The organism is Rhodococcus tukisamuensis NBRC 100609 (assembly GCF_001894985.1).
In the GTDB taxonomy this organism is placed as follows: Bacteria; Actinomycetota; Actinomycetes; order Mycobacteriales; family Mycobacteriaceae; genus Rhodococcus_G; species Rhodococcus_G tukisamuensis.
The window spans coordinates 42,793-69,548 of sequence record NZ_BCXG01000016.1 but is presented as its reverse complement, the minus strand read 5'-3'; the positions used below and the strand labels follow the sequence as shown (position 1 = coordinate 69,548).

Sequence of the window (26,756 nt, the reverse complement as noted above, 5' to 3'; positions counted from 1 at the left end):
TTTGGAGGACCTGTTGTCTGCTGCGGATCTGACTCGATCGATCTCTAGCCTCGCCTCGGACCGTCCGGACGTGATCGTGGTGTCCGTCGATGGAATGTCGGTGACGTACCGAGAGCTCGACGAGCGGCTGCAGATGCTGGCCGGGCCGCTTGCCGAGAGGGGCATGGACGCAGACGCCATCGTGTCGGTGGTGCTGACCGGGCTGGTCCCCACGATCGTCGCGGCAGAGGGCGGGATCGGTGCGGTTCTCGACCGGATCGCAAAGGACGCGACGTCGCTTGCCCCCGCCGAGGACCTGGGGGAGGACTCTGCCCCGGCAACGTTGGTGGATGCGTTCGAGGCGCAGGTCGCACGCACCCCGGACGCCGTCGCGATCGAGAGTGACGGCGCGGTCTGGACCTACGCGGAGTTCGACGCGCATGTCAACCGGTTGGCACGGCTGCTGATTGCGGAGGGGGTGGGTCCCGAGTCCCTGGTCGCGCTGGGCTTCCGTCGTTCGCTTCAGATGATGGTGGCGATGTACGCCGTCGTCAAGGCTGGTGGCGCCTACGTCCCGATCGATCCGGATCACCCGGCGGAGCGCATCAAGGACGTGCTTGCCACAGCGGGGGCTGTCTGTGTGCTGACCCGCTCGAGCGACGCAATGCCCTGGCCGGAGGACGCTGTCGTCCTCGACCTCGATGCGCTCGACACCACGGCTCACGCAGCAGGGCCGGTCACCGACCACGAGCGGTTGCGGCCCTTGCGCGCCGCGAACCCCGCGTACGTCATCTTCACCTCCGGCTCGACGGGTCACCCCAAGGGTGTGGCAGTCCCGCACTCCAACGTGGTTGGTCTGATCGCACGTCGCCAGGGCCTGTACGCCCTCGGCACCGACGACCGCGTGCTGCAGAAGACCCCGGTCACCTTCGACGCATCCGTCCGCGAGCTGTGGTGGCCGCTCGCTACCGGCGCCCGACTGGTGCTGGCTTCGCACGACGGTCATCGTGATCCCAGGTACCTCGCGGAGGCGATCGACAGGCACGGCATCACTGTGATGCATTTTGTCCCTTCGATGCTCGAGCTGTTCGTGGCGTCACTCCGGCCGGGCGAGTGCGGTTCCCTGCGCGAGATCTTCAGCGGTGGCGAGGAGATGTCGCCGCAGCTGCTGGCACAGCTGCACGCTGCACTGACTGCCCGAGTCAACAACGAGTACGGCCCGACCGAGTTCACCGTCTCGGGTACTCGACACGCCACCACCACGCAGGACGAGACGTCCGTCCGGGTTCCGATCGGTACGCCCTACGAGGGCCTGCAGGGCTATGTCCTGGACCGGCGTCTGAGGGAGGTGCCAGTCGGAATCGCCGGCGAGCTGTACCTTGCCGGACCTCAGGTTGCCCGCGGTTACGTCGGCCGGGCCGATCTGACAGCCGCCAGGTTCGTTGCCAACCCGTTCGGTGATGCCGGTTCGGTCATGTACCGCACCGGTGACGAGGTACGCCGTCGCAGTGACGACAACCTCGAATACATGGGCCGCACCGACTTCCAGGTCAAGGTCCGGGGCTTCCGAATCGAGCTCGGCGAGATCGAGGCCGCGCTGCTACGCGATCGGCGGGTACGCCGTGCGGTCGCGCTGGTCGACACGGACAGAGTCGGCTTCGACCGGATCGTGGCGTACGTGGTGCCCGCGGACGGTGAAGAGGTGGATCCGGGCGAGGCACGCACACAGGTCGCAGGAGTGCTGCCCGAGTACATGGTGCCCGCGACCGTGATGGTGCTCGACGAGCTGCCGATCACTTCGCACGGCAAGTTGGACCGCAGGGCGCTGCCGAAGCCGGACTTCGGCGCCAATGCACAGGTCTATCGCGAGCCTGCCACGCATGCCGAGACAGTGGTCGCTCAGATCTTCGCCGAGATCCTCGGTGCGGATCGGGTCGGGGCCGACGACTCGTTCTTCGAGAGCGGCGGCAACTCCCTGTCGGCAACCCGGGTGGTGGCCCGCGTCAACGCCGAGATGGGGTCCGACGCGAACCTGCGTGACCTCTTCGACACGCCCACCGTGTCAGGATTTGCGGCACTGGTGGAATCCACGGCCGGAACCGGCCACGCCCGGCCGGAGTTGCGTGCTGTCGAGCGTCCGGAGCGACTGCCGCTCTCCCTCGCGCAGGCCCGGATGTGGTTCATCAACCAGTTCGACACCACTTCGCCCGCATACAACGTGCCGTTGGGTATTCGCCTGGTCGGCGACTTGGACGTCGACGCACTGCGCGCCTCGGTGGCGAGTGTGCTCGAGCGGCACGAGTCGTTGCGAACGGTGTTCCCCGACGACGGCCACGGACCCAGCCAGGTGATCCTGCCCTCGGCCGCAATCGATCTCGGCCTCGAGCCCGTCGCGGTGACGAGTGAGCAGGACCTGGCGGCACAGGTTTCGGAGTTGGCCTCGCGTGGTTTCGACGTGACCACCGAGATCCCGGTCCGGCCGCGCCTGTTCCGTCTCGGCGACACCGAGCATGTGCTCTTGTTCCTGGTGCATCACATCTCCTCGGACGGTGCCTCGATGGCCCCGCTGGCGCGCGACGTGATGGCGGCGTACACGAGCTGGACCCATGGGAAGGCTCCCGACTGGGAACCTCTGGCGGTGCAGTATGCGGATTACGCGATCTGGCAGCGCGAACTGCTGGGTAGCGAGGACGACTCGGAGTCGTTGGTAGCCGCCCAGGTTCGGTACTGGGCCGATGAGCTTGCCGGGATCCCCGATGTGCTGCCGTTGCCGACGGACCGGAAGCGGCCCGCCGTGACATCCATGAGTGGCGGTCGCGTCGAGTTCGATGTCGATGCGGAATTGCACAGGCGTTTGCTGGAACTCTCGCGCGAGTACGGGGCAACCCTGTTCACGACAGTCCACGCCGCGTTCGCGCTGCTGCTCTCGAAGATTTCCGGTACGGACGACATCGTCATCGGCACCCCGATCGCGGGCCGCGGCGAGCGTGAGCTCGACGACATGGTCGGCATGTTCATCAACACCCTGGCCCTGCGAACCGTGGTGGACCCGTCCGCGACCTTCGCGGACATGCTGGCGTCGACCAGGGAATCCGACCTGGGGGCGCTGGGGCACGCGGAGGTTCCCTTCGAGCGGCTGGTGGAGATTCTCGCGCCGGAGCGGTCGACCGCGCACGCGCCGATCTTCCAGGTTGTGATTGCGCTCGAGAACACGGAGCCGGCCGTCCTGGAACTGCCCGGGCTGACCGTCAGCGCGGTCGACCCCGGGGTCACCTTCGCCAAGTTCGACCTGCAGCTCTCGATCGGCGAGAACACCGACGGGTCGGGCATGACCGGTTCCTTCGTCTACGCCACCGACCTTTTCGACGAGGCCAGCATCCGTGTTCTCGGCGAGCGGTTCGTCCGACTGCTCGGCGAGGTGGTCGTGGATCCGTCCGTCGTGGTGGGTGACGTGGTGATCACCGACCCCGCCGAGCACGCAGCGCTGGTCCCGGTGACCGGTCCGGCTGCCGTCGCGCCGGTGACCCTGCCCGAGCTGTTGGGTGCAGCCGCCGCAGACCGCGACGCGATTGCCCTGGTCTTCGGCGACCGCACGATGACCTACGGCGAGCTCGACGATCGCTCGAACGCCCTGTCTCGCATGCTGATTGCACACGGCGTCGGCCCCGAGTCCTTCGTTGCCCTGGCGATCTCCCGCTCGATCGAGTCACAGATCGCCCTGTGGGCGGTGGCGAAGTCCGGAGCCGCGTTCGTGCCGATGGATCCGGCGTACCCGTTCGACAGGCTCGAGCACATGGTCACCGACTCGGGGGCAGCGGTCGGCCTGACGGTGGCCGAGCACGTCGGCGACCTGCCCGAGACCACCTGGCTGGTGCTCGACGACGACCACTTTGTCGCAGAGTGGGAGAGCACGTCGACCGCGCCGCTCACCGATGCGCATCGGAACGCGCCGATCCTGGTCGACAACACGGCGTACGTCATCTACACGTCGGGGTCGACGGGTCTGCCCAAGGGCGTCGTGGTCACCCACCGTGGCCTGGTGAACTTCGTGGCCGAGCAGGCGCGACGGTACGAGCTGTCCAGCTCGGCCCGGGTACTTCATTCGTCGTCACCGAGCTTCGACGCATCACTTCTCGAGCTGCTCATGGCGGTCGGCTCGAGCGCCGTCCTGGTGATCGTGCCGTCCGGGGTGTTCGGCGGCAGTGAGCTCGCCGAGATCATCGCCCGCCACCGGGTCACGCATGCCTTCATCACTCCGTCCGCTGCGTCCGCGCTTTCCCCGCAGGGACTCGACTCGTTGCGGTACCTCGTCATGGGTGGCGAGGCGTTGACCACGGAGCTCGTCGAGCGGTGGGCACCCGGGCACCGGCTGCACAACGCCTACGGCCCCACCGAGGCGACGATCATGGTGACCACCGGCGATGCGATCGCCGCAGGAGATCCGTTGACCATCGGCGAACCCATCCAGGGTGTGTCCGCCGTGGTCCTCGACGGCCGGCTGCGGCCGGTGCCGCTCGGCGTCGCCGGTGAGCTCTACGTATCCGGGACCCAGACCGCGCGCGGTTACCACGACCGTGCGGCTCTCACTTCGGACCGCTTCGTCGCCGACCCGTTCGGTGCGCCCGGAAGTCGGATGTACAGGACCGGCGACGTGGTCCGCTGGGTGGACCGCTCTGAGGCGGGCGACCTCTCCCGGCTCGAGGTCGAGTACGTGGGTCGCAGCGACTTCCAGGTGAAGGTGCGTGGTTTCCGGATCGAGCTCGGCGAGATCGACGCCGCACTGTCCGCACACGAGTCGGTCGACTTCGCGGCCACCATCGGCCGCAGCGGGCCGTCGGGTGCGACGGTCCTGGTGGCCTACGTGGTGCCGGCGCCCGGCACGACCGTCGACCCCGGCGCGCTGACCGCGTACGTGGCGGAGGTACTGCCGGCGCACATGGTCCCCGCAGCAATCGTCGTGCTGGAGTCGGTGCCGCTGACAGTCAACGGCAAGCTGGACCGCAAGGCGTTGCCGGAGCCGGTCTTCGGCTCTGCCGTGGATTCGTACGTCGCGCCGTCCACGCCGGTCGAGACGATCCTCGCCGGTCTGTTCGCCGAGGTGCTCGGCGTCGACAGGGTGGGCGTGACGGACTCGTTCTTCGCGCTCGGCGGTGACTCCATCGTGTCCATCCAGCTGGTGTCCCGAGCGAAGGCCGCGGGCGTGCTGATCAAGGCCCGGGACGTCTTCGAGCGCAAGACCGTCGGCGGGCTGGCACAGGTAGCCACCCTCAGCGCCGACGGCGACGGACCGGTGGTCCTCGCCGAACTGCCCGGCGGCGGTGTCGGCGACATGCCGCTGCTGCCGGTGGCCCGTTGGGCCCACGACCGCGGGGCGGGCTCGCGCTTCTCGCAGGCAGTGCTGCTCACCGCGCCGATCGGCCTGCACCGCGCCCGGCTCGCCGAGACCCTCGCGGCCGTGCTCGACCAGCACGACATTCTCCGTGCCCGGCTGATTCCCGCCGATGGCGACGGCGACGCGGTTCTGCGCACCGGCCCGGCCGGGTCGGTGGAGGCGGACCCGCTGCTCGTCCGCGTCGAGTTTGATGCCGACTCCCTGCCCGGCACACCGGGATTCGAGGCCCTCGCGGCGGCAGGCCTCGACGCGGCCGCGGACCGGCTGGACCCGGTTGGCGGTGTGATGGTGCAGGTGGTGTGGTTCGAGCCGGCCGCCTCGCTCGACGGTGTCAACGGCCGACTGTTGATCGTGGTGCACCACCTCGCGGTGGACGGAGTGTCGTGGCGGCTGCTGGTGCCCGCGTTGGCCGCCGCATGGGGTCAGCTCGAGGCCGACGAGGTGCCCACGGCCGAGCCCACGGTCACGTCCGCCCGACGCTGGGCGCACGCATTGGTGGAGCAGGCCCAGGCCCCGGCGCGTGTTGCCGAGCTCGAATACTGGCGCGGGCTTGTCGCCGAACCCGAGGCGCCGTTGGGCTCCCGAGCGCTGGACCCGGCGGTGGACACGATTGCCACCGTCGAGTCGGTGACCACCAAACTGCCTGCCGACATCACCGACGCCTTGCTGACCGCGGTGCCGGCGAAGTTCCGCGGCGGCGTGCAGGACGGACTGCTGGCCGCACTGGCGCTCGCCGTCGCGCTCTGGAAGAGGGACCGCGGGACCACGGACGCCTCGACGCTGATCACCCTCGAGGGTCACGGACGTGAGGAACAGGTCGCACTCGGCGCCGATCTCTCGCACACCGTCGGCTGGTTCACCAGCGTCTACCCGGCCCGTCTCGACCTCACCGGGATCAACCTCGACGACGCTCTCGCCGCCGGTCCGGCGGCGGGGCAGGCAGTCAAGGCTGTCAAGGAGCAGCTGCTCTCCGCCCCCGACCACGGGATCGGCTACGGCCTGCTTCGGTACCTGAACCCGGAGACCGCGGCGGAGCTGGGCGACGGTGCCCAGCCGCAGATCACCTTCAACTATCTGGGCCGGTTCGGCACCGACGAGTTGTCCGACGAGGTCCGTGCCCTCGGCTGGATCCCGGTCACCGACGGCGGCCGACTCGGCGGCGCCGCCGACCCGACGATGGCCGCCGCCGCGGCGCTGGACGTGAACTCGTCCATCCAGGCAGGGGGCGGGCTGTCGACGACCTTCAGCTTCCCCCGCGCGCTGCTGACCCGCGCCGAGATCGCCGAGCTGGTAGAGCTGTGGCGACAGGCGGTGACGGCGATCGCCGAGCACGCCCGCACCGAGGGATCGGGCGGGCTCACCCCGTCCGACCTGACGCTGGTCGACCTGACTCAGGACCAGATCGATGGCCTCGAGACCCGGTACCCGGAACTCGAGGACGTCTGGTCGCTGTCTCCGCTGCAGCAGGGGATGCTCTTCCACGCCCTGCTGGCGGCCGGGTCGAACGACGACGTCGATGTGTACACCGCCCAGTTCGTCATGAACCTGGCGGGCGAGGTGGACCTGGCCCGGCTCGGCCGGGCCGCCGACAGGCTTGTCCTGCGGTACCCGAACCTGCGGACCGCCTTCGTGATCGACGAGACCGCCGGTGCACTGCAGCTGGTGACGAACGGCGTGTCGGTCCCGATCGGCACGGTCGACCTGAGCGGGTTCAGTGGCGCCGTCCTCGAGGCAGAGCGACTGCGGGTGCTCGACGCCGATCGGACCACCGGATTCGACATGGCCGCAGCACCGTTGCTGCGTCTGACCCTGCTCGAGTTGGCACCCGGACGCTCGCAGCTGGTGTTCACCAACCATCACGTGGTCGTCGACGGTTGGTCGACGCCGATGGCCATCCGCGAGCTGATGACGCTGTACGCCCTGGACGGGGACGACTCGGCGCTCCCGCGACCGCGGTCCTACCGGGACTACCTGGACTGGCTCGCTGCCCAGGACCGGGCGCAGTCGCTGCAGACCTGGCGTCAGGCGCTGGCCGGACTCGAGGATCCGACCCTGCTCGCGCCGGCTACCCGGGGCGGCAAGCACGAGTCCGTCCCGGCGCAGATCGAACGAGCGCTGACCGCCGAGCAGACGGTGGCGGCCGAGGCCCTGGCCGCCGAACTCGGTGTCACCCTGAACACCCTCGTCCAGGCCGCCTGGGCGGTGGTGCTGGGCACACTGACCGGGCAGGACTCGGTGGTCTTCGGAGCGACGGTGTCTGGCCGGCCGCCGGCGCTGGCCGGGGTGGAGTCGATGATCGGCCTGTTCATCAACACCATTCCCGTCGCGGTACGCCTCGACCCCGGTACCACCGTGCGCTCGTTCCTGACGGGCCTGCAGGCCGAGCAGGCGGGACTGCTCGAGCACCACTTCCTGGGTCTGGCGGACATCAACAAGGCGGCGGGTCCGGGCGCGCAGTTCGACACCGCGCTGCTGTACGAGTCGTATCCGGTCGACACCGCGGGGTCCGGTGGCGATGTCGACATCGCCGGGGTCCGGTTGCTCGGCGTGGAATCCGCAGCGGCCAGCCACTTCCCGCTGTCGATCGCGGTGGCACCGTCGCAGGGGCGACTGCACTTCGCTGCCAAGTTCCAGCGTGAGGTGTTCGACGAGGACGTTGTCGCCGCGCACCTGGACCGGGTGCTGCGGGTGCTCGGTGAGTTCACGGCGCGGCCCGACACCCCGCTCGGCGCGCTTGCGCTGCTGTCCCCGGCGGAGTCGGTCCAGATGGCCGGGTGGAACGAGACGGTCGGCAACGCGGTCGAGGGGACGCTGGTCGACCTGTTCGACGCACAGGTCCGTGCCACCCCGGACGCCCCGGCGCTCGTCTCCGAGACGGAGACGGTGACCTACGCCGAATTCGACGCGCGGGTCAACCGACTGGCTCGCTACCTCATCGAGCAGGGCGTGGGCCCGGAGTCGTTGGTGGGTCTGGGTATTCGCCGATCCGTGCACCTCATGGTCGGCATGTACGCGGTCGCCAAGACCGGTGCGGCCTACGTCCCGGTCGACCCGGATGCACCTGCCGAGCGTATCGAGCACGTCGTCGCAGCAGCCAGCCTGCAGATGCTGCTGAGCACCTGCGCGGATGCGGTCTCCGCACCCGCCGGCGTCCGGGTGATCGATGTCGACACGGTCGAGGTGTCCGGGCGGGCCGCCGGGCCGATCTCCGATGCAGAGCGGATCGCACCGCTGCGTCCGGAGAACCCCGCCTACGTCATCTTCACCTCGGGCTCGACCGGACTCCCGAAGGGTGTTGCGGTCGCGCACAGTTCGGTGGTCAACATGCTGCGTTGGCGGCAGGACACCTACCGATTGACCGCCGCCGACACGCTGATGCAGAAGACGCCGTTCACCTTCGATGCTTCCGTGCGTGAGTTCTGGTGGCCGCTGACCTCCGGCGCCCGCCTGGTGATCGCGACGCCGGACGGGCACCGCGACCCGCGGTACCTCGCTCAGGCCGTGGTGGAGCACGGCATCACCGCGATGCACTTCGTGCCCAGCATGCTCGAGGTGTTCGTCTCGGCGATCGAGCCCGGCGAGTGCGACTCGCTGCGCATGGTGTTCTGCGGTGGCGAGTCCCTGCCGCCGCGCCTGCTCGCCGACTTCTCCGCGGTCTGCTCCGCGGAGGTGCACAACGAGTACGGCCCCACCGAGTCGACGGTCACGGCAACCCGGTGGGGGACCGTGCCGGCGGACGTGTCCGGTCAGCGAGTGTCCATCGGCACCCCGCAGGCGAACGTCACTGCCTACGTGCTCGACGCCGCGCTCCGACAGGTTCCGGTCGGGGTCACAGGTGAGCTCTATCTGGGCGGCGCACAGGTCGCCCGTGGCTACGTCGGGCGGCCCGACCTGAGTGCGGAACGGTTCGTCGCAGATCCCTTCGGTCCGTCCGGCGGACGGGTGTACCGGACCGGGGACCTGGTGTCCCGGCGCGCGGACGGCACCCTCGAGTACGTCGGTCGCGGCGACTTCCAGGTCAAGCTGCGTGGTATCCGCATCGAGCTCGGCGAGATCGAGGGCGTGATCGCAGCAGACCCCCGGGTGGGTCGGTGCGCGGTGCTGTTGCGTACGAGCGAGCAGGGGGTCGACCGCCTGGTCGCCTACGTGGTGGCAGAGCCGGACGCGGCGCTCGATCCGGCCGCGGTCCTCGAGATCGCCGCGCGGGCGCTGCCGGACTACATGGTGCCGGCGGCGGCACTGGTGCTCGACGAGTTGCCGCTGACGGTCAACGGCAAGCTCGACCGGCGGGCCCTGCCGGATCCGGACTTCGGTTCGGGCGGTGAGGACTACCGGGCGCCGTCCACCGCCGCCGAGGAGATGGTGGCGACGGTCTTCGGTGACCTGTTGTCGGTTTCGCGAGTCTCCGCCACCGACAGCTTCTTCGCACTCGGTGGCGATTCGCTGGTGGCGACCCGTGCGGTGGCCCGGGTGAATGCCGCCTCCGGCGGCACGGTGAACCTGCGGGACCTGTTCGAGGATCCGACCGTGGCCGGACTCGCACGCCGGGTGGAACGGTCCGGCGCCGCAATCGGCAACCGTCCCGCGCTGGTACGGCGGCCGCGACCGAGCCAGATCCCGCTGTCGTTGGCGCAGCAGCGGATGTGGTTCATCAATCAGTTCGACACCGATTCTCCCGCCTACAACATTCCCCGGGCGATCCGGTTGTCGGGGCCGCTCGACCTCGGCGCGATGCGGACCGCGCTCACCGACGTGCTGGACCGTCACGAGTCGCTGCGCACGGTGTTCCCGGACAGCGAGTCCGGTCCGCACCAGGTGGTCCTCGGCCTCGACGACCTCGATCTCGGGGTCGAGGTGGTCCCCGTCGCCGAGCGTGACGTGATGGACGAGATGCGCGCGTTCGCCACCCTCGGATTCGACGTATCGGCCGAGATCCCTTGGCGAGTGCGAATTTTCGCGATCTCTGACACTGAGCATGTGCTGCTCGTCTCGATGCATCACATCTCGTCCGACGGTGCCTCGGTGGCACCGATGGCGCGCGATCTCATCACGGCCTATCTAGCCCGGGCCGCCGGTACGGCGCCGGCGTGGGCGCCGCTGGAGATCCAGTACGCGGACTTCAGCATCTGGCAGCGCGAAGCGCTCGGTGACGAGTCCGATCCGGACTCGACGGTGTCCCGTCAGATCGGGTACTGGCGCGACCGGCTTGCGGGTATTCCGGAGGTGCTCGAGCTGCCCACCGACCGGGTTCGTCCGGCCGAACCGTCCTACCGGGGCAAGGCCGTCGAATTCCGCCTCGACGCGGACCTGCATCGGGAGCTCCGGGACCTGGCCCGTACCCACGGGGCGAGCCTCTTCATGGTGCTGCACGCGGCGTACGCGGTGCTGCTCGAGCGCCTCAGCGGTCAGCACGACATTGTCATCGGCACCCCCGTTGCCGGCCGTGGTGAGAAGGCGCTCGACGACCTCGTCGGCATGTTCGTCAACACGCTGGTGCTGCGCACGACGCTCGATTCGGATCAGAGCTTCGCCGATCTGCTCGGTGCTGTCCGCTCCGCAGACGTCGATGCCTTCAGCAACGCCGAGGTCCCGTTCGAGCGGCTTGTCGAGGTGCTCGACGTGCCGCGCTCGAGGGCTCACACGCCGCTGTTCCAGGTCGGGCTGTCGCTGGCCAACAACGAGCGCGCCACCTTTGCACTGCCGGGTCTCGAGGTCAGCATCGTCGACTCGCCGCTGACCGTTGCCAAGAGCGACCTGCAGCTCAGCCTCGGCGAGGACCCGGACGTCGACGGCGGGGCAGCAGGCATCTCCGCCCTGCTCGACTACGCCACCGACCTGTTCGACGAGTCCACCGCCCGGTCGTTCGTGGATCGATTCGTGAGGATCCTGCGTGCGGTGGTGGCGGCCCCGAGCACCGCGATCGGCGCGCTCGAGGTGCTCTCGGCGGAGGAACGTCGCGAGCTGACCACGCCCGCGCCCGTGGAGACCGCGCCGTACACCATGGCCGCGCTGTTCGGCGAGGCCGTTCAGCTGGACCCGGAAGCCGATGCGCTGGTCTACGGCGAGACGGTCTGGACCTACCGCGAGCTCGATGAACGCTCGAACCGACTGGCCCGCGAACTGATCGAATGCGGCGCCGGCCCCGAGACCGTCGTCGGCTTCGTACTGAGGCGCTCGCTCGAGTCGGTGCTGGCGATCTGGGCGATCGCCAAGACCGGGGCCGCCTACATGCCGGTCGACCCGCGCTACCCGCTCGATCGGATCGCGGAGATGGTGCAGGACTCGCGCGCGGTCGCCGTGGTGACCGTCGGCGAGCACACGGACCGGTTGCCGGCCGGTGTGCAGGCGGTGGTCCTCGATGACGCCCTGACCGCGGCCGCAGTGGCAGGTCGGTCCGCCGACCGTATCGAGGCGGGCGAGCTGGCCGGCCCGGTGCACGTCGACAACACTGCATACGTCATCTACACGTCGGGTTCGACCGGTAAGCCGAAGGGTGTGCTGGTGACGCACCGCGGCTTCGCGACCTTCCTGGCCGACATCGTGCAGCGGTACGGCGCCACCAGCGAGTCGCGGTTGCTGCACGTGTGCGCGCCGAACTTCGACGCCTCCGTGGCGGAGTTGCTCTCCGCGTTCCGTGTCGGCGCCACCCTGGTCGTTGCCCCCGCGGACGTCTTCGGCGGTGAGGAACTTGCCGAACTGGTCCGCGCGGAGCGGGTGACCGGGATGATCATGACCCCGACGGCGTTGGCCACCGTGGATCCCACGGGTCTCGAGAGCGTGCGTGCCGTCATGGTCGGCGGCGACGTGTGCACCCCCGAGCTCACCTCGCGGTGGGCGCCGGGGAGGACCTTCCACAACGCGTACGGTCCCACCGAGACGACCATGGTCGTGACCTGCACCGAGCCGCTGGTGGCCGGTGAGGCCGTCACCATCGGTGCGCCGATGGCCGGAGTCTCCGCACTGGTGCTCGACGCCCGGCTACGGCCGGTGCCGGTCGGGGTGCTCGGCGAGCTGTATCTCGCCGGGCCGGACCTGGCCCGTGGCTACCACGACCGGTTCGCCCAGACCGCCGACCGGTTCGTCGCCCACCCGTTCGGCGGCACCGGTGACCGCATGTACCGCACCGGTGACGTGGTGCGCTGGACGCCGGCCGGTGAACTGGAATACATCGGTCGCAGTGACTTCCAGGTGAAGGTGCGCGGCCTGCGCGTCGAGCTCGGCGAGATCGACAACGTGCTCGGCGAACTGCCCGAGGTGGACTTCGTCGCCACCATCGCGCACACCCTGCCGAGCGGTACCGCGGTGCTGGTGGCGTACGTGCTGCCGACGGCGGGCCACGAACTGGACCGCACGCGGCTCCTAGGCCATGCGGCAGGGAACCTGCCCGCACACATGGTGCCGTCCACCCTCGTCGAACTCGACGAGATCCCGATGACCACCAACGGCAAGTTCGATCGTAAGGGATTGCCGGAGCCGGTATTTGAGCTGTCAGGCGAGTTCGTCGCGCCGCGGAATCCGGTCGAGGAGGTCATCGCGGCCGTCTTCGCGGACGTCCTCGGAGTCGATCGGGTCTCGGTCGACCAGAACTTCTTCGACCTGGGTGGCAACTCGCTGGTGGCCACCCGGGTGGCAGCCCGGGTCGGAGCCGCGCTCGGTGTCCGAGTCGGTGTCCGGATGCTCTTCGACGCCCCCACCGTGGTGGCGCTCGCCGCACGCGTGTCGGTGCTCGCCGGGGCCACGGACCGGCCGGAGCTGACGGCTCGGCCGCGGGGCGAGCGGATCCCGCTCTCGCTCGCGCAGCAGCGGATGTGGTTCCTCAACCAGTACGACACCGCGGCGGCCACCTACAACATCCCGCTCGGCGTCCGGCTGACCGGCGCGCTGGACGTGGTTGCCATGGAGGCGGCATTGCGGGACGTGGTGGAACGACACGAGTCCCTGCGTACCGTGTTCCCCGCCGACGCCGCCGGTCACCCGCAGCAGGTGGTTCTGGGGGTTGCCGAGTCGGGCGTGCGGCTGGAACAGGTCTCGGTCACCGAGGCCGAGCTGACCGCCCGGGCGCTGGAGTTCGGCGCCCGCGGATTCGACGTCACCACCGAGGTGCCGGCACGGGCCGCGCTGTTGGCACTGGCGCCGGACCAGCATGTGCTGCTGATGGTGGTGCACCACATCAGCGCCGACGGCGCGTCGATGGCACCGCTGGCTCGTGACGTGATGATGGCCTACCTCTCCCGCACCGCCGGTACCGCACCGCAATGGGAGCCGCTCGCGGTCCAGTACGCGGACTTCGCGCTCTGGCAGCGCGAGGTGTTCGGGTCCGAGTCGGACCCGCAGTCGGTGCTGTCCCAGCAGATCGCGCACTGGCGCGACGCACTGGCCGGGCTGCCGGACCTGCTCGAGCTGCCGCTGGACCGGCCCCGCCCGGCCCGCACCACGGCCGGCGGCAGGGTGGCCTTCGAGGTGCCGGCGGAGCTGGCCACGCATGTCGACGCATTGGCCAGGTCGGCCGCCGCGACGCCGTTCATGGTGCTGCACGCCGTGTTCGCGGTGCTGCTGCAGCGGTTGACCGGGGCCGAGGACATCGCGGTGGGCACCGCGGTCGCCGGTCGCGGCGAGGAGGCGCTCGACCCGATCGTCGGCATGTTCGTCAACACGCTGGTGCTGCGCACCCCGATCGCCCCGGCTGCCACCTTCGCGGAGGTGCTGGCCACCACCCGCGAGGCGGACCTGCAGGCCTTCTCGCACACCGACGTGCCTTTCGAGAGGCTGGTCGAGGTACTCAACCCGCCACGGTCGACCTCCTACGCGCCGCTGGTGCAGGTCTCGTTCGGCGTGGAGAACATGGATTCCGCGACCTTCGAGCTGCCGGGCCTGACGGTCGAGGCACTGGCGTCCGACCTGGGCGAGGCCAAGGACGACCTGGAGCTGGCGCTGTCGCCGCGGGTGGCCGCGGACGGCACGCCGGACGGCTACGCGGGCGTGTTCCGTTACGTGAGTGACCTGTTCGACCGCGCGAGCGTCGAGTCCATGGCGCGGTGGTACGTCCGGATCCTCGCCGAGGTGGTGGCGGATCCGCAGCGGGCGATCGGTGACGTCGAGGTGCTCGACACCGCCGACCTGGAGCGGTCGCTGCACGCACCGAACCGCACCACCGTGCCGCTGCCCGCCGTCACGCTGACGCAGCTGATCGACGAGGCGGCCGCCCGCACCCCGCAGGCGCCGGCGTTCACCTTCGAGGACCGGACGCTGAGCTTCGCGGAGTTCGACGACCGGGCGAACCGCCTGGCCCGGCACCTGATCTCGATGGGTGTCGGCCCGGAGCAGCGGGTCGTCCTCGCGGCCCGGCGGTCGATGGAACTGCTGGTGGGCATGTACGCGGTGCTCAAGGCCGGCGGCGCCTACGTGCCCGTGGACCCGGAGCAGCCGGCCGAGCGACTGGCCGCGGTGTTTGCCCTCGCCGAGCCGGTATGTGTGCTGAGCACCCGTGCCGACGCCACCGGTCTGCCCGTGGGCGTGCCGGTACTCGAGTTGGACGCGGTCGAACTCGACGGGTACGCCGGTACGCCGGTCACCGACGCCGAGCGGCGCGCGCCGCTGCGGCCGGAGAACGCGGCCTACCTGATCTTCACCTCGGGCTCGACGGGCACCCCGAAGGGCGTGACCATCGAGCACCGCGCCGTCGTGAACTTCCTGCTGTGGATGCAGGGGGAGTACGGGTTCGGTTCCGACGACGTCGGTCTGCACAAGACCCCGGTGGTCTTCGACGCCTCGGTGTGGGAGCTGTACCTGCCCTTCATCTCCGGCGCCCGCCTGGTGATCGCGCGCCCCGACGGGCATCGTGATCCCGAGTACCTGGTCGAGACGATTCGGCGCTGGGGCGTGACCTCCCTGGACTTCGTGCCGTCGATGCTGGCGCTGTTGGTCGGCGAGGGCGGGCAGGGGCTGCCGGAGTCGGTGCGGATGCTCTCCGTCGGCGGCGAGGCGCTGCCGCCGGAGCTGTCCGCACGCACCCACCGGGTCTCGGATGCGGTGCTGGACAACCAGTACGGCCCGACCGAGGTCACCGTCGTCTCTACCGTCTTCCGTACCGACGGCACCGAGACCGGCACCGTCCCGATCGGTGGTCCGGTCTGGAACACCCAGGCCTACGTGCTCGACACCCGCCTGCGTCCGGTGGTCGGCGGTGCCGCCGGTGAGCTGTACCTGGCCGGCGCGCAGCTGGCCCGCGGATACCACGGGCGCCCCGATCTGTCCGCCGAGCGGTTCGTCGCGAACCCGTTCGGCGCGCCGGGTGCGGCCATGTACCGCACCGGCGACCTCGCCCGCTGGAACGCGGCCGGCGAGTTGGAGTACCTGGGCCGCACCGACTTCCAGGTGAAGGTGCGTGGTCTGCGCATCGAGCTCGGGGAGATCGAGTCGGTCCTGCTCGGTGACGAGGCCGTCGACCAGGCCGTCGTCCTGGCCGTGGACACCGATCGAGGCCAGCGGCTGGCAGGCTACGTGGTGCCCGTCGCCGGAGCGATTGTCGACATCGCCGAGCTGACCGCCCGGGCCGCCCGAGTGCTGCCCGCGTACATGGTCCCCGACGCGCTCGTGGTGCTCGCGGCGATGCCGCTGACCGTCAACGGCAAGCTGGACCGGCGGGCACTGCCGGAACCGGAGTTCACCGCCGCGACGGCCGAGTACGTGGCGCCCGCCAACCCCACCGAGAACACCCTCGCCCGGGTGTTCGCAGAGGTGCTCGGCGTGGACCGGGTCGGTGCCGACGAGTCGTTCTTCGCGCTGGGTGGCGACAGCATCATGTCGATCCAGTTGGTCTCGCGTGCCAAGGCAGCGGGGCTGGTGCTCACCGCCAAGCAGGTGTTCGAGCACAAGACCGTCGCGGCGCTGGCGCGGGTTGCCGCGTCCGCGGCCACCGCGACGGTGCTGGCCGAGCTGCCCGGTGGCGGCGTGGGCCAGGCCCCGTTGACGCCGATCATGCATCACATGGCCGAGCAGGCCGGCGGGCACTCGCGGTTCTCCCAGACGGCGTACGTGACACTTCCGGTGGGCATCGACGCGGCCACGGTGGCCGCGACTGTCGAAGCCGTGGTCGACCGGCACGACGCGCTGCGGATGCGGTGGGTCGCCGACACGGACGGCGCACCGGTTCTCGAGTTCGCCGCGCCCGGCTCCGTCGAGGCGGCCGGGCTCATCCGTCGCGTCGAGTTCGCGGCCACCGGGTCCGACGACTTCGCCGAGCTGGTCCGGGCCGAGTTCGACGCCGCCGCGGATCGGCTTGCCCCGGAGGCCGGCGTGGTTGCCCAGTTCGTGTGGTTCGACCCGGCGGACGCCTCCGCCAACGGCCGGCTGCTCATGATGGTCCACCACCTGGCGGTCGACGGTGTCTCCTGGCGAATCCTGTTGCCGGACTTCGCCGCTGCCTGGGGTCGGCTGGCCTCCGGTCAGCAGCCCGAGCTGACCGGGCCGGTCACCTCGGTGCGCCGCTGGGCGCACGGCCTGGTCGAGGCCGCGGCGTCCCCACAGCGGGTCGCCGAGCTCGATCACTGGCGTGGCGTGCTCGCCGGGCCGGACCCGGTACTCGGCGCACGTCCGGTCGACCCCGCGGTCGACGTGATCGCGACCGTCGAGACGGTCCGGTTGACGGTGTCCGCGGAGACCACCGCGGCCCTGTTGACCACGGTGCCGGAGGTCTTCGGCGGTGGTGTCAACGACGGACTGCTCGCGGCGCTGGCGCTTGCCATGGCCCGGTGGCGTGCACGTCGCGGTATCACCGAATCCGCGACGCTGATCGGGCTCGAGGGTCACGGCCGCGAGGAGGACGCCGTCCCCGGTGCCGACCTCTCCGGCACCGTCGGCTGGTTCACTTCGCTCTTCCCGGTACGCCTGGATCTTGCCGACGTCGACATCGACGCGGCGTTCGCCGGCGGGCCCGCGACGGGTGCCGCGGTCAAGCTGATCAAGGAGCAGTTGCGCGCAGTGCCGGACAAGGGCATCGGCTACGGGCTGCTGCGCTACCTCAATTCGGCAACCGCCGAGGAGCTGGCCGGATACGCGGCTCCGCAGATCGGGTTCAACTACCTGGGCCGCACCGGCGCAGTCGAGATCACCGACGAACTGCGGGCGATGGGCTGGGTGCCCGCCGACGACGGCTTCCAGCTCGGCTCCGCGCTGGACGCCGACATGGAGACGACCGCGCTCGACATCAACGCCGTCGCCGCGCAGGTCGACAACGAGGAACGGCTGACGGCCGGGTTCACGTTCCCGACCGGGGTGCTCGGCACGGCCGAGGTCACCGAGTTGGCCGAGCTCTGGCGCGACGCCCTGACCGCGGTGGCAACCTGTGCCGCCGAACCCGGTGCGGGTGGGCTCACCCCGTCCGACCTGCCGCTGGTCTCGCTGACCCAGCGCCAGATCGAATGGTTCGAGCAGCGCTTCCCGGAACTTTCCGACGTGTGGTCGCTGTCCCCGCTGCAGTACGGCATGTTCTTCCATGCGGAGCTTTCCGAGGAGGCCGTCGACGTCTACACGGCACAGATGTCGCTGCGGCTCGGCGGTGTCGTGGACGCGGAGCGGATGCGCCGCGCCGGCCAGGCACTGATCGACCGGCACGCGAGCTTCCGTACCGCGTTCGTCGCCGACGAGTCCGGGGCCGTGGTCCAGGTGGTGCTCGACCGGGTCGAGCTGCCGATGACCGTCGTCGACCTGTCGGCACTGGCGCCGGCGGAGCGGGCGGCCGAACAGGCCCGGATCCTCGAGGCCGACGCGCTGGCCAAGTTCGACCTCGCCCAGCCGCCGCTGATCCGGTTCACGTTCTTCACCCTCGGTGAGGGGAACTACGAGCTGGTGATGACCAATCACCACATCGTGATCGACGGCTGGTCCACTCCGTTGCTGCTCAAGGAACTGCTGGTGCTGTACGCCGCCGACGGCGACGGCTCCGTGCTGCCCTCGGTCCGGACTTACCGGGACTTCCTGACCTGGCTGGACGAGCAGGACCTCGGCCGCTCCCGGCAGGCCTGGGCGGACTCGTTGTCCGGCGTGGACGGTCCGACCCTGCTGGTCTCGGGCGACCGGGGCCGGCAGCAGGACAGCATTGCCGGCCAGTTCCACACCGAACTGTCCGAGGAGCAGACGGCACGGCTGGTCGAGCGGGCACGTGAGCTGGGCGTGACGCCGAACACCGTGGTGCAGAGCGCGTGGGCGATCCTGCTCGGCGCACTCACCGGCCGCGAGGACGTGGTCTTCGGTGCCACCGTGTCGGGTCGGCCGCCGGAGATCGCCGGCGTGGAGTCGATGATCGGACTGTTCATCAACACGGTCCCGGTGCGGGTGCACCTCGACCCGGCGGAGACCGTGGCCGAGCTGCTGGTGCGGCTGCAGGGCGAGCAGATGTCGCTGCTCGACCACCACTACGTGGGCCTGACCGACATCCAGCGCGCCGCGGGCGAGGCCGCGATGTTCGACACCCTCGCGGTGTTCGAGTCGTTCCCCGTCGACATGGCGGGCGCGACTGCGGAGACCGACATCGCCGGCATGCGGGTCACCGGGTTCGGCGGCGCCGACGCCGCCCACTACCCGGTCACGCTCACCGCCGGCCTGGGTGCGACGTTGCGGCTCAAGCTGATCCACGCCCCCGAACTCGTCGATGCGGACGCGGTCCGGGTGCTCTCCGAACGCCTGCTCCGAGTGCTCGACGCGATCGCGTCGGATCCGGTCGTCGCGGTTGGCGACGTCGAGGTCACCGACGGGGCGGAGCGGGCGGCACTGGCGCCTGTTTCCGGGCCGGCGGGCACGTCGGCAGTGACGCTGCCCGCGATGCTGGCCGAGGCCGCTGTCGACCGGGACGCCGTCGCCCTGGTGTTCGGCGACCGCACGCTCAGCTACGGCGAGCTCGACGACCGTTCGAACGCCCTGGCACGGCTGCTTATCGAGCGGGGTGTCGGTGCCGAGTCGTTCGTCGCGCTGGCGTTGCCGCGCTCGATCGAGTCGCAGGTGGCGTTGTGGGCGGTGGTCAAGTCCGGGGCGGCCTTCGTGCCCATGGACCCGGCATACCCGCCGGAGCGGATCGAGCACATGGTCACCGACTCGGGTGCGGTGCTGGGTCTGACCGCCTCCGAGAACGTCGAGGGTCTGCCGGCCGCCGAGTGGTTGGTACTCGACGACCCCGACTTCCTCGAACTGTGGGGGCGGCAGTCCGTCGCCGAGGTCACCGACGCAGACCGCCGCATTCCGGTGTCGGTGGACCATGCGGCGTACGTCATCTACACGTCCGGATCGACCGGTCTCCCGAAGGGCGTCGTGGTCAGCCACGAGGGCCTGAACAACTTTGCAACCGAGCAGCGTGAGCGCTACTCGGTGACCGCGAAGTCCCGCGCACTGCACTTCTCGTCGCCGAGCTTCGACGCGTCCATGCTCGAGTTGCTGCTCGCGGTGAGCGCGGGTGCCGCGCTGGTGATCGTGCCGCCGGGAGTGTACGGAGGCGGCGAACTGGCCGAGGTCATCACCGCAGGCGGCGCGACCCACGCGTTCATCACGCCCGGCGCGTTGGCATCGCTCTCGCCCGACGGACTCGACTGCCTGCAGCACCTTGTTGCCGGAGGCGAGGCGGTCCCCGACAGCCTGGTCGAGGTCTGGGCGCCGGGGCGCAACTTCTACAACGGGTACGGCCCCACCGAGACGATCATCATGGTCGCGATCAGCCGGGCCTTGACCACCGCGGACAGGCTCACCATCGGTGGTCCGATCCGCGGCATGTCCGCGATGGTCCTGGACCGGCGTCTGCACCCGGTGCCGGTGGGCGTGGCCGGGGAGCTCTACGTCTCCGGTGTCCAGATGGCCCGCGGTTACCTGAACCGTCCGTCACTCACGTCGGACCGCTTCGTGGCCAACCCGTTCGGGGAGGCCGGTGACCGGATGTACCGGACCGGCGACGTGGTGCGCTGGGTGGAGGGCTCGGGGGCGAGCGCAGCGACGGGGGATGTGACCGGGGCGAGCGCAGCGACGGGGGATGCGACCGCCGGACTCGAGATCGAGTACGTGGGCCGCAGCGACTTCCAGGTGAAGGTGCGCGGATTCCGTATCGAACTCGGCGAGATCGACGCGGCGCTGTCGGCACACGAGTCGGTGGAGTTCGCCGTCACGGTGGGCCGCACGGGACCGTCCGGTGCGACGGTTCTGGCTGCCTACGTGGTGCCGGTGTCCGGTCGAACGGTCGATCCGACTGCGCTGACCGAATTCGTGGGGCGGACGCTGCCCTCGCACATGGTGCCGTCGGCGATCGTCGTACTCGACGCGATCCCGCTGACCGTCAACGGCAAGGTCGACCGGAAGGCGTTGCCGGAGCCGGACTTCGGCTCTTCGGTGACCACCTATGTCGCGCCTTCCAGCCCGGCCGAGGAGCTTCTCGCCGGTCTGTTCGCCGAGGTCCTCGGGGTCGACCGGGTCAGCGTGGCGGACTCCTTCTTCGCGCTCGGCGGCGACTCCATCGTGTCCATCCAGTTGGTGGCGCGGGCCAAGGCTGCGGGTCTGGTGATCCGCACTCGGGACGTCTTCGAGCGCAAGACCGTGGCGGCCCTCGCGCAGGTCGCGACCCTCGTCTCGGAGGGCGCCGAGATCGTCACGCTGGCCGAGCTGCCGGGTGGTGGTGTCGGCGACCTGCCGCTGACCCCGATCATGCGCTGGATGACCGAGCGGTCGGGCCGGCACGACCGGCTGCTGATGCCGGCCTACCTGGCACTGCCCGACGGTGTCGACCGTGCCCGACTGATTGCCACGCTGGCCGCGGTCACCGCGCGGCACGACATGCTGCGTGCGTCGATTCCCGTTGTCGACGGCCCGCCGGTGGCGCGGGTGGCCGCGTCCGTGGACGTCGACGCACTGGTCGAGCGGGTCGAGTTCGACGACTCCGCGCTGCCCGGCACCCCGGGCTTCGACGCCCTCGCCGCGCCTGCGATGGAGGCGGCCGCGGCCGCGCTGGACCTGGCATCGGGTTCGGTGATCCGGTACGTCTGGTTCGATCCGGCGCCCGGCACTTCGGGGACCGGCCGACTGCTGCTCGTCGCGCACCACCTCGTGGTGGACGGCGTGTCCTGGCGGATCCTGGTCGGTGACCTCATCACGGCCTGGCAGTCCGTGGCGGCCGGCGCGGAGCCCGCACTGGCCCACGTCGGGACCTCGATGCGCCGCTGGGCCCACGGCCTCGCGGAGGAGGCGGTCAGTCCCCGGCGCGAGGCGGAGGCGGACTACTGGCGTTCGGTGGTGGGGACTCCGGACCCGCTGCTGACGCAGCGTCCGCTGGACCCGACGGTCGACCTGTTCTCGGAGGTCGCCCAGGTTCGGGTGACGCTGTCCGAACGGACCACCGACGCGCTGCTCACCGCAGTGCCCGCGGCCGTTCGCGGCGGGGTCAACGACGGCCTGCTCGCGGCCCTGGCGCTGGCCACCACGGCCTGGCGTCGGACTCGCGGCCAGCAGGACGTGGCGTCCACGTTGATCAAGCTCGAGGGCCACGGCCGCGAGGACGACCTGCTGCCCGGCGCGGACCTCTCCCGCACCGTCGGCTGGTTCACCAGCATGTTCCCGCTGCGCCTGGACCTGGCGGGCGTCGACGTCGACGACGCGCTCGCCGGTGGCGACTCGGTGGCCGCCGCGCTCAAGACGGTCAAGGAGCAGTTGCTGGCCGTGCCGGACAAGGGCATGGGATACGGCTTGCTGCGATACCTGAACCCGCGGACGGCACCGGAGTTGTCCGAGCACCAGCTGCCGCAGATCGGTTTCAACTACCTCGGGAAGATGTCGGGTGGCGAGGAGACCGACGCGGGCCGGCCGATCGGTTGGCTGCCCGCGCCCGCGGGTGAGCTGTCGGCAACGGCCGTGGCGGACGACGACATGCCGGCCGCGGCCGCGGTCGACATCAACGCCGAGGTGGCAGGGACCCGCTTGACGGCGTCGTTCGCGTACCCGTCGAGCCTGCTCACCGAGGCCGAGGTCTCGGAGTTCGCAGACCTGTGGGTCCGTGCACTCGAGGCCCTGGCGCAGTGGGCAACGCCGGACGACCGTCCGCGGACGCCCGCGTTCACGCCGTCCGACCTGCCGCTGGTCTCGATCAGCCAGGGCGAGATCGACAAGCTGGAGGCGCGCTACCCGACGCTGGCAGACGTCTGGTCGTTGACCTCGTTGCAGCAGGGCATGCTCTTCCACGCGGTGCTGGCGGAGAGTTCGACGTCGCTGGACGTGTACACCTCGCAGTTGGCGATCGGGCTCGGCGGCGTCGTGGACGCAGATCGGATGCGGGCCGCCGCGCAGGCGCTGGTGGACCGGTACCCAAACCTGCGGGCCGGCTTCGTCCACGACGAGCACGGCAATGCGCTGCAGGTGGTCGTGGAGGACGCGCCGGTGCAGTTCCGCCGCGTCGACCTGACTGGCTTCGGCGCCGACGAGATGCAGGCCCGGAGGCAGGAACTGCTGGAGCAGGACCGGGTCGCCCGGTTCGACCTGACGGCGCCGCCGCTGATGCGGTTCACGCTGATCGGGAAGCCGGACGGCAACTACGACCTCGTGATGACCACCCACCACATCCTGGTGGACGGCTGGTCGATGCCGCTGATCCTCAAGGACCTGGTGGTGCTCTACGCGACGCACGGCGACGGCTCGATGCTGCCGCCGGTCCGCTCCTACCGGGACTTCCTGGAGTGGCTGTCGGAGCGGGACGCCGATGCCTCGCTGGAGGCGTGGGCCGGTTCGCTCGAGGGCGCCGAGGATCCGACGCTGCTCGCCTCTGCGGACCGCGGCCGTTCGCAGTCCGTGATGCCGGACGTGGTCCAGCTCGAACTCGCTGCCGACCGCACCGCCGAGCTCTCGGCCCTCGCGCGGGACCTGGGGGTCACGCTGAACACCGTCGTGCAGACGGTGTGGGGCCTGGTGCTCTCGCGGCTGATCGGCCGGGACGACGTGGTGTTCGGCGCCACGGTGTCGGGGCGTCCGGCGGCACTGTCCGGTGTCGAGTCGATGGTCGGCATGTTCATCAACACGCTGCCTGTACGGGTGCGGCTGGACCGGGGCGAGACCCTGACTCAGCTGCTCTCCCGGGTGCAGGTCGAGCAGGCGGACCTGCTCGACCACCACTTCGTGGGGCTTCCCACCATCCAGCAGCGCGCGGGTGCCGGCGCGGTATTCGACACCATCACGGTGTTCGAGTCCTACCCGGTGGATGCCGCAGGAGCAGATGTCACGGACATCGACGGCATGCGGCTGCTGGGTGTGGAGGGCGAAGACGCCAACACGTTCCCGCTGTCGCTGTTCGTCGAGGTCAACGACGGCATTCGGATGGACGCCAAGTTCCTGCCGGACGTGTTCACCCGTGCGGACATGCAGTCCGTGGTGGACCGGTTCGACCGGGTGCTGGCCACCCTGGTGGCGGCGCCGCAGAGCACGGTTGCCGAACTCGAGGTGCTCTCGGGCTCGGAGTTGCGTCAGCTCGACGAGTGGAACGCCACCGATCACCCCGTTCCGGCGGCCACCCTGGCCGACCTGTTCGACGCCCAGGTTCGCCGGACGCCGGACGCGGTGGCGTTGGTGTTCGAGGGCGAGGAGCTGACCTACGCCGAGTTCGACGCGCGGGCCAACAGGCTGGCCCGGCACCTGATCGACCTCGGCGTCGGTCCGGAGTCGATGGTGGGTCTGGGCATCAGGCGTTCGCTGGAGCTGATGGTCGGCATGTACGCGATCGTCAAGGCCGGCGGTGCCTACGTGCCGATCGACCCGGACCATCCGGCGGATCGCACCGACTACGTGCTGGCGACGGCTGATCCGGTGTGCGTGCTGACCACCACGCGGGACCGGTTCGAGGTTGACCCGCGGCTCACCGTGCTCGAGATCGACAGTCTAGACACTTCTGGCTACGACCCGGCGCCGATTGTCGACGCGGACCGGCGGGCCCCGCTGCACCTGGACAACGCGGCTTACGTGATGTTCACGTCGGGCTCGACCGGCAAACCGAAGGGCGTCGAGCTGACGCATCGGGCGATCGTCAACCAGCTGGTGTGGAAGCAGTCCGAGTACGGTCTCGGCACCGACGACGTCGTGCTCCAGCAGATCGCGATGACCTTCGACGTGTCGGTCTGGGAGTTCTTCTGGGGCCTGCAGAACGGTGCCCGGCTGGTTATCGCCAAGCCGGACGGACACAAGGACCCGACGTACCTGGCGAAGCTGATCGCCGAGTACTCGGTGACCACGGCGACCTTCGTGCCGTCACCGCTCGGCGTGTTCGTCGCGGTGGTGGAGGCCGAGGCACTGCGCACGCTGCGGCGGGCGTTCGTGATCGGCGAGGCGCTGCCGCCGGAGACCGTGGCGCGGTGGTACCAGCTCACGCCTGCCGGCCTGCACAACATGTACGGGCCGACCGAGGCGGCGGTCTCGGTGACCAACTGGCGCTCGCGTGCCGAGGACACCGTCACCACGCCGATCGGTCTGCCGCAGTGGAACGTCCAGGCGTACGTGCTCGATGCCGGGCTGCGCCCGACCCCCGCGGGTGTCGCGGGCGAGCTCTACATCGGTGGCCCTCAGCTGGCCCGCGGTTACCTGACCCGACCGGACCTGACCTCGGACCGCTTCGTCGCCAACCCCTTCGGAGCGGCGCCCGGCGGGGAGCGAATGTACCGGACCGGTGACTTGGTGCGGCGCCGATCGGACGGGGTGCTCGAGTACATCGGGCGCACCGACTTCCAGGTCAAGCTGCGGGGTCAGCGGATCGAGCTCGAGGAGATCGAGTCGGCGGTGCTCGCACATCCGGCGGTCCTGCAGACCGCGGTGCTGGTGGTCCAGGACAAGCGGACGGGTGATCAGCTGGTGGCCTACGTGGTGCCGGAGGGTGGGCAGTCGGTGCAGTCGGACGAGCTCAAGGCGTTCGTCGGCGCCGCCCTGCCCGTCTACATGGTTCCGAACGCGGTAGTCGTCCTCGACGAGTTCCCGCTCAACGCGAGCGGCAAGCTCGACCGGAAGCAGTTGCCGGTTCCGGAGTTCGGAGACACCGGTGAGTACCGGGCCCCGACGACGGAGACGGAGATCGCGGTGGCCGCGGTACTGGCCGAGGTGCTCGGGCTCGAACAGGTGTCGGTCGACGCGTCGTTCTTCGACCTCGGCGGAAACTCGCTGACCGCGACCCGGGTGATGTCCCGGCTCACCGAGGTCCTCGGAGTGCCGGTGCCGTTGCGGGCTGTGTTCCTCGACCCGACCCCGGCAGGTATCGCGGCCGCGGTCGACGCCGAGCGGACCGGCACCGCGCCCGCCGTGGACATGTTCGACGTGCTGCTGCCGATCCGTCCGGTGGCCGGGACCCCGGCCGGTAGCGTGCCCGTGTTCGCGGTGCACCCGGTGCTCGGATTGTCGTGGGCGTACTCGGGGCTCGCGACCGCGCTCGGTGGCCGCGTCCCGGTCTACGGACTGCAGTCGCCGGCCGCATCGGGGGACACCGCCGTGCCGAGCTCGATCGAGGAGATCGCGGCACGCTACGTCGCCGAGATCCGCGCCGTGCAGCCGGAGGGACCGTACCGGCTGGTGGGCTGGTCGCTCGGCGGCGTCATCGCGCATGCGATGGCAGCACAGTTGCAGGACGCGGGGCAGCGGGTGGACCTGCTCGCCATGCTGGACAGTTTCGCCGGCGGGTCGGCGGACGCGCTCGGGACGGGCACCGTCAGCACCGGGGAGATCCTCGGCGGGTTCGGTATCGAGGCAGTGGGCGGACTGGATCCGGAGACCGCCGGCATCGAGGATCTGCTCGAGTTGCTGCGTGGCACGGGCGACGGCCCACTGGCCGGGGTCACTGAGCAGTGGCTGAAGTCGATGGTGGCTACGGCGACCGTCTCGACGGAGCTGATGCGGGCATACGTGCCCAAGCCGGTCGATACGGACCTGCTGCTGTTCACGGCGGCCCGGGGCCGGGCTGATGACACGGTGGGACCGCTGTCGTGGGCGGGCGCAGTGACCGGGGAGATCGTGCACACCCCGGTGCCGGTCACGCACTGGTCGATGCTCAGCCCCGACGCTCTCGCGGTGATCGGTCCGCGGTTGCAGGAGGCGCTCGGCTGACCCGACAGGTCGAGGTGGTGAGCTCCGGTCCTTCCGGGCGGGGGCTCACCACAGTCGGATTTCGTCAACAGCTTGGCTTGCCGCTCGGTCGCCGTGGAACGAGCGGTACGCGGTGTGAGTGAACGACGCTGCGACATGCCCAGCGGAGGCCGTGGCTCGCGCAGGGGTGAGACGTCAGCAGAGCGACGACAGCGCCGTCCGGCAAGCCCTCGACGCAGTGCAGGCCCGAAGGTACCTGCAGAGTCCACGGCGGGCATCGAGGTCGAGCGGCACGCGGTGTGGACGCCGCCGGAACAAA

The 26,756-nt window shown here is 70.1% G+C and carries 1 protein-coding gene; it reads left to right on the top strand.

The genetic code is table 11. The features are described from left to right. Nucleotides 1-100: 100 nt before the first annotated feature. The gene (locus tag RT2_RS16840) at nt 101-26,458 is read left to right on the top strand and encodes a non-ribosomal peptide synthase/polyketide synthase (RefSeq protein WP_169888415.1); all 26,358 of its coding nucleotides are present in this window, start codon (nt 101-103) and stop codon (nt 26,456-26,458) included. The last annotated feature ends 298 nt before the right edge of the window (nt 26,459-26,756 follow it).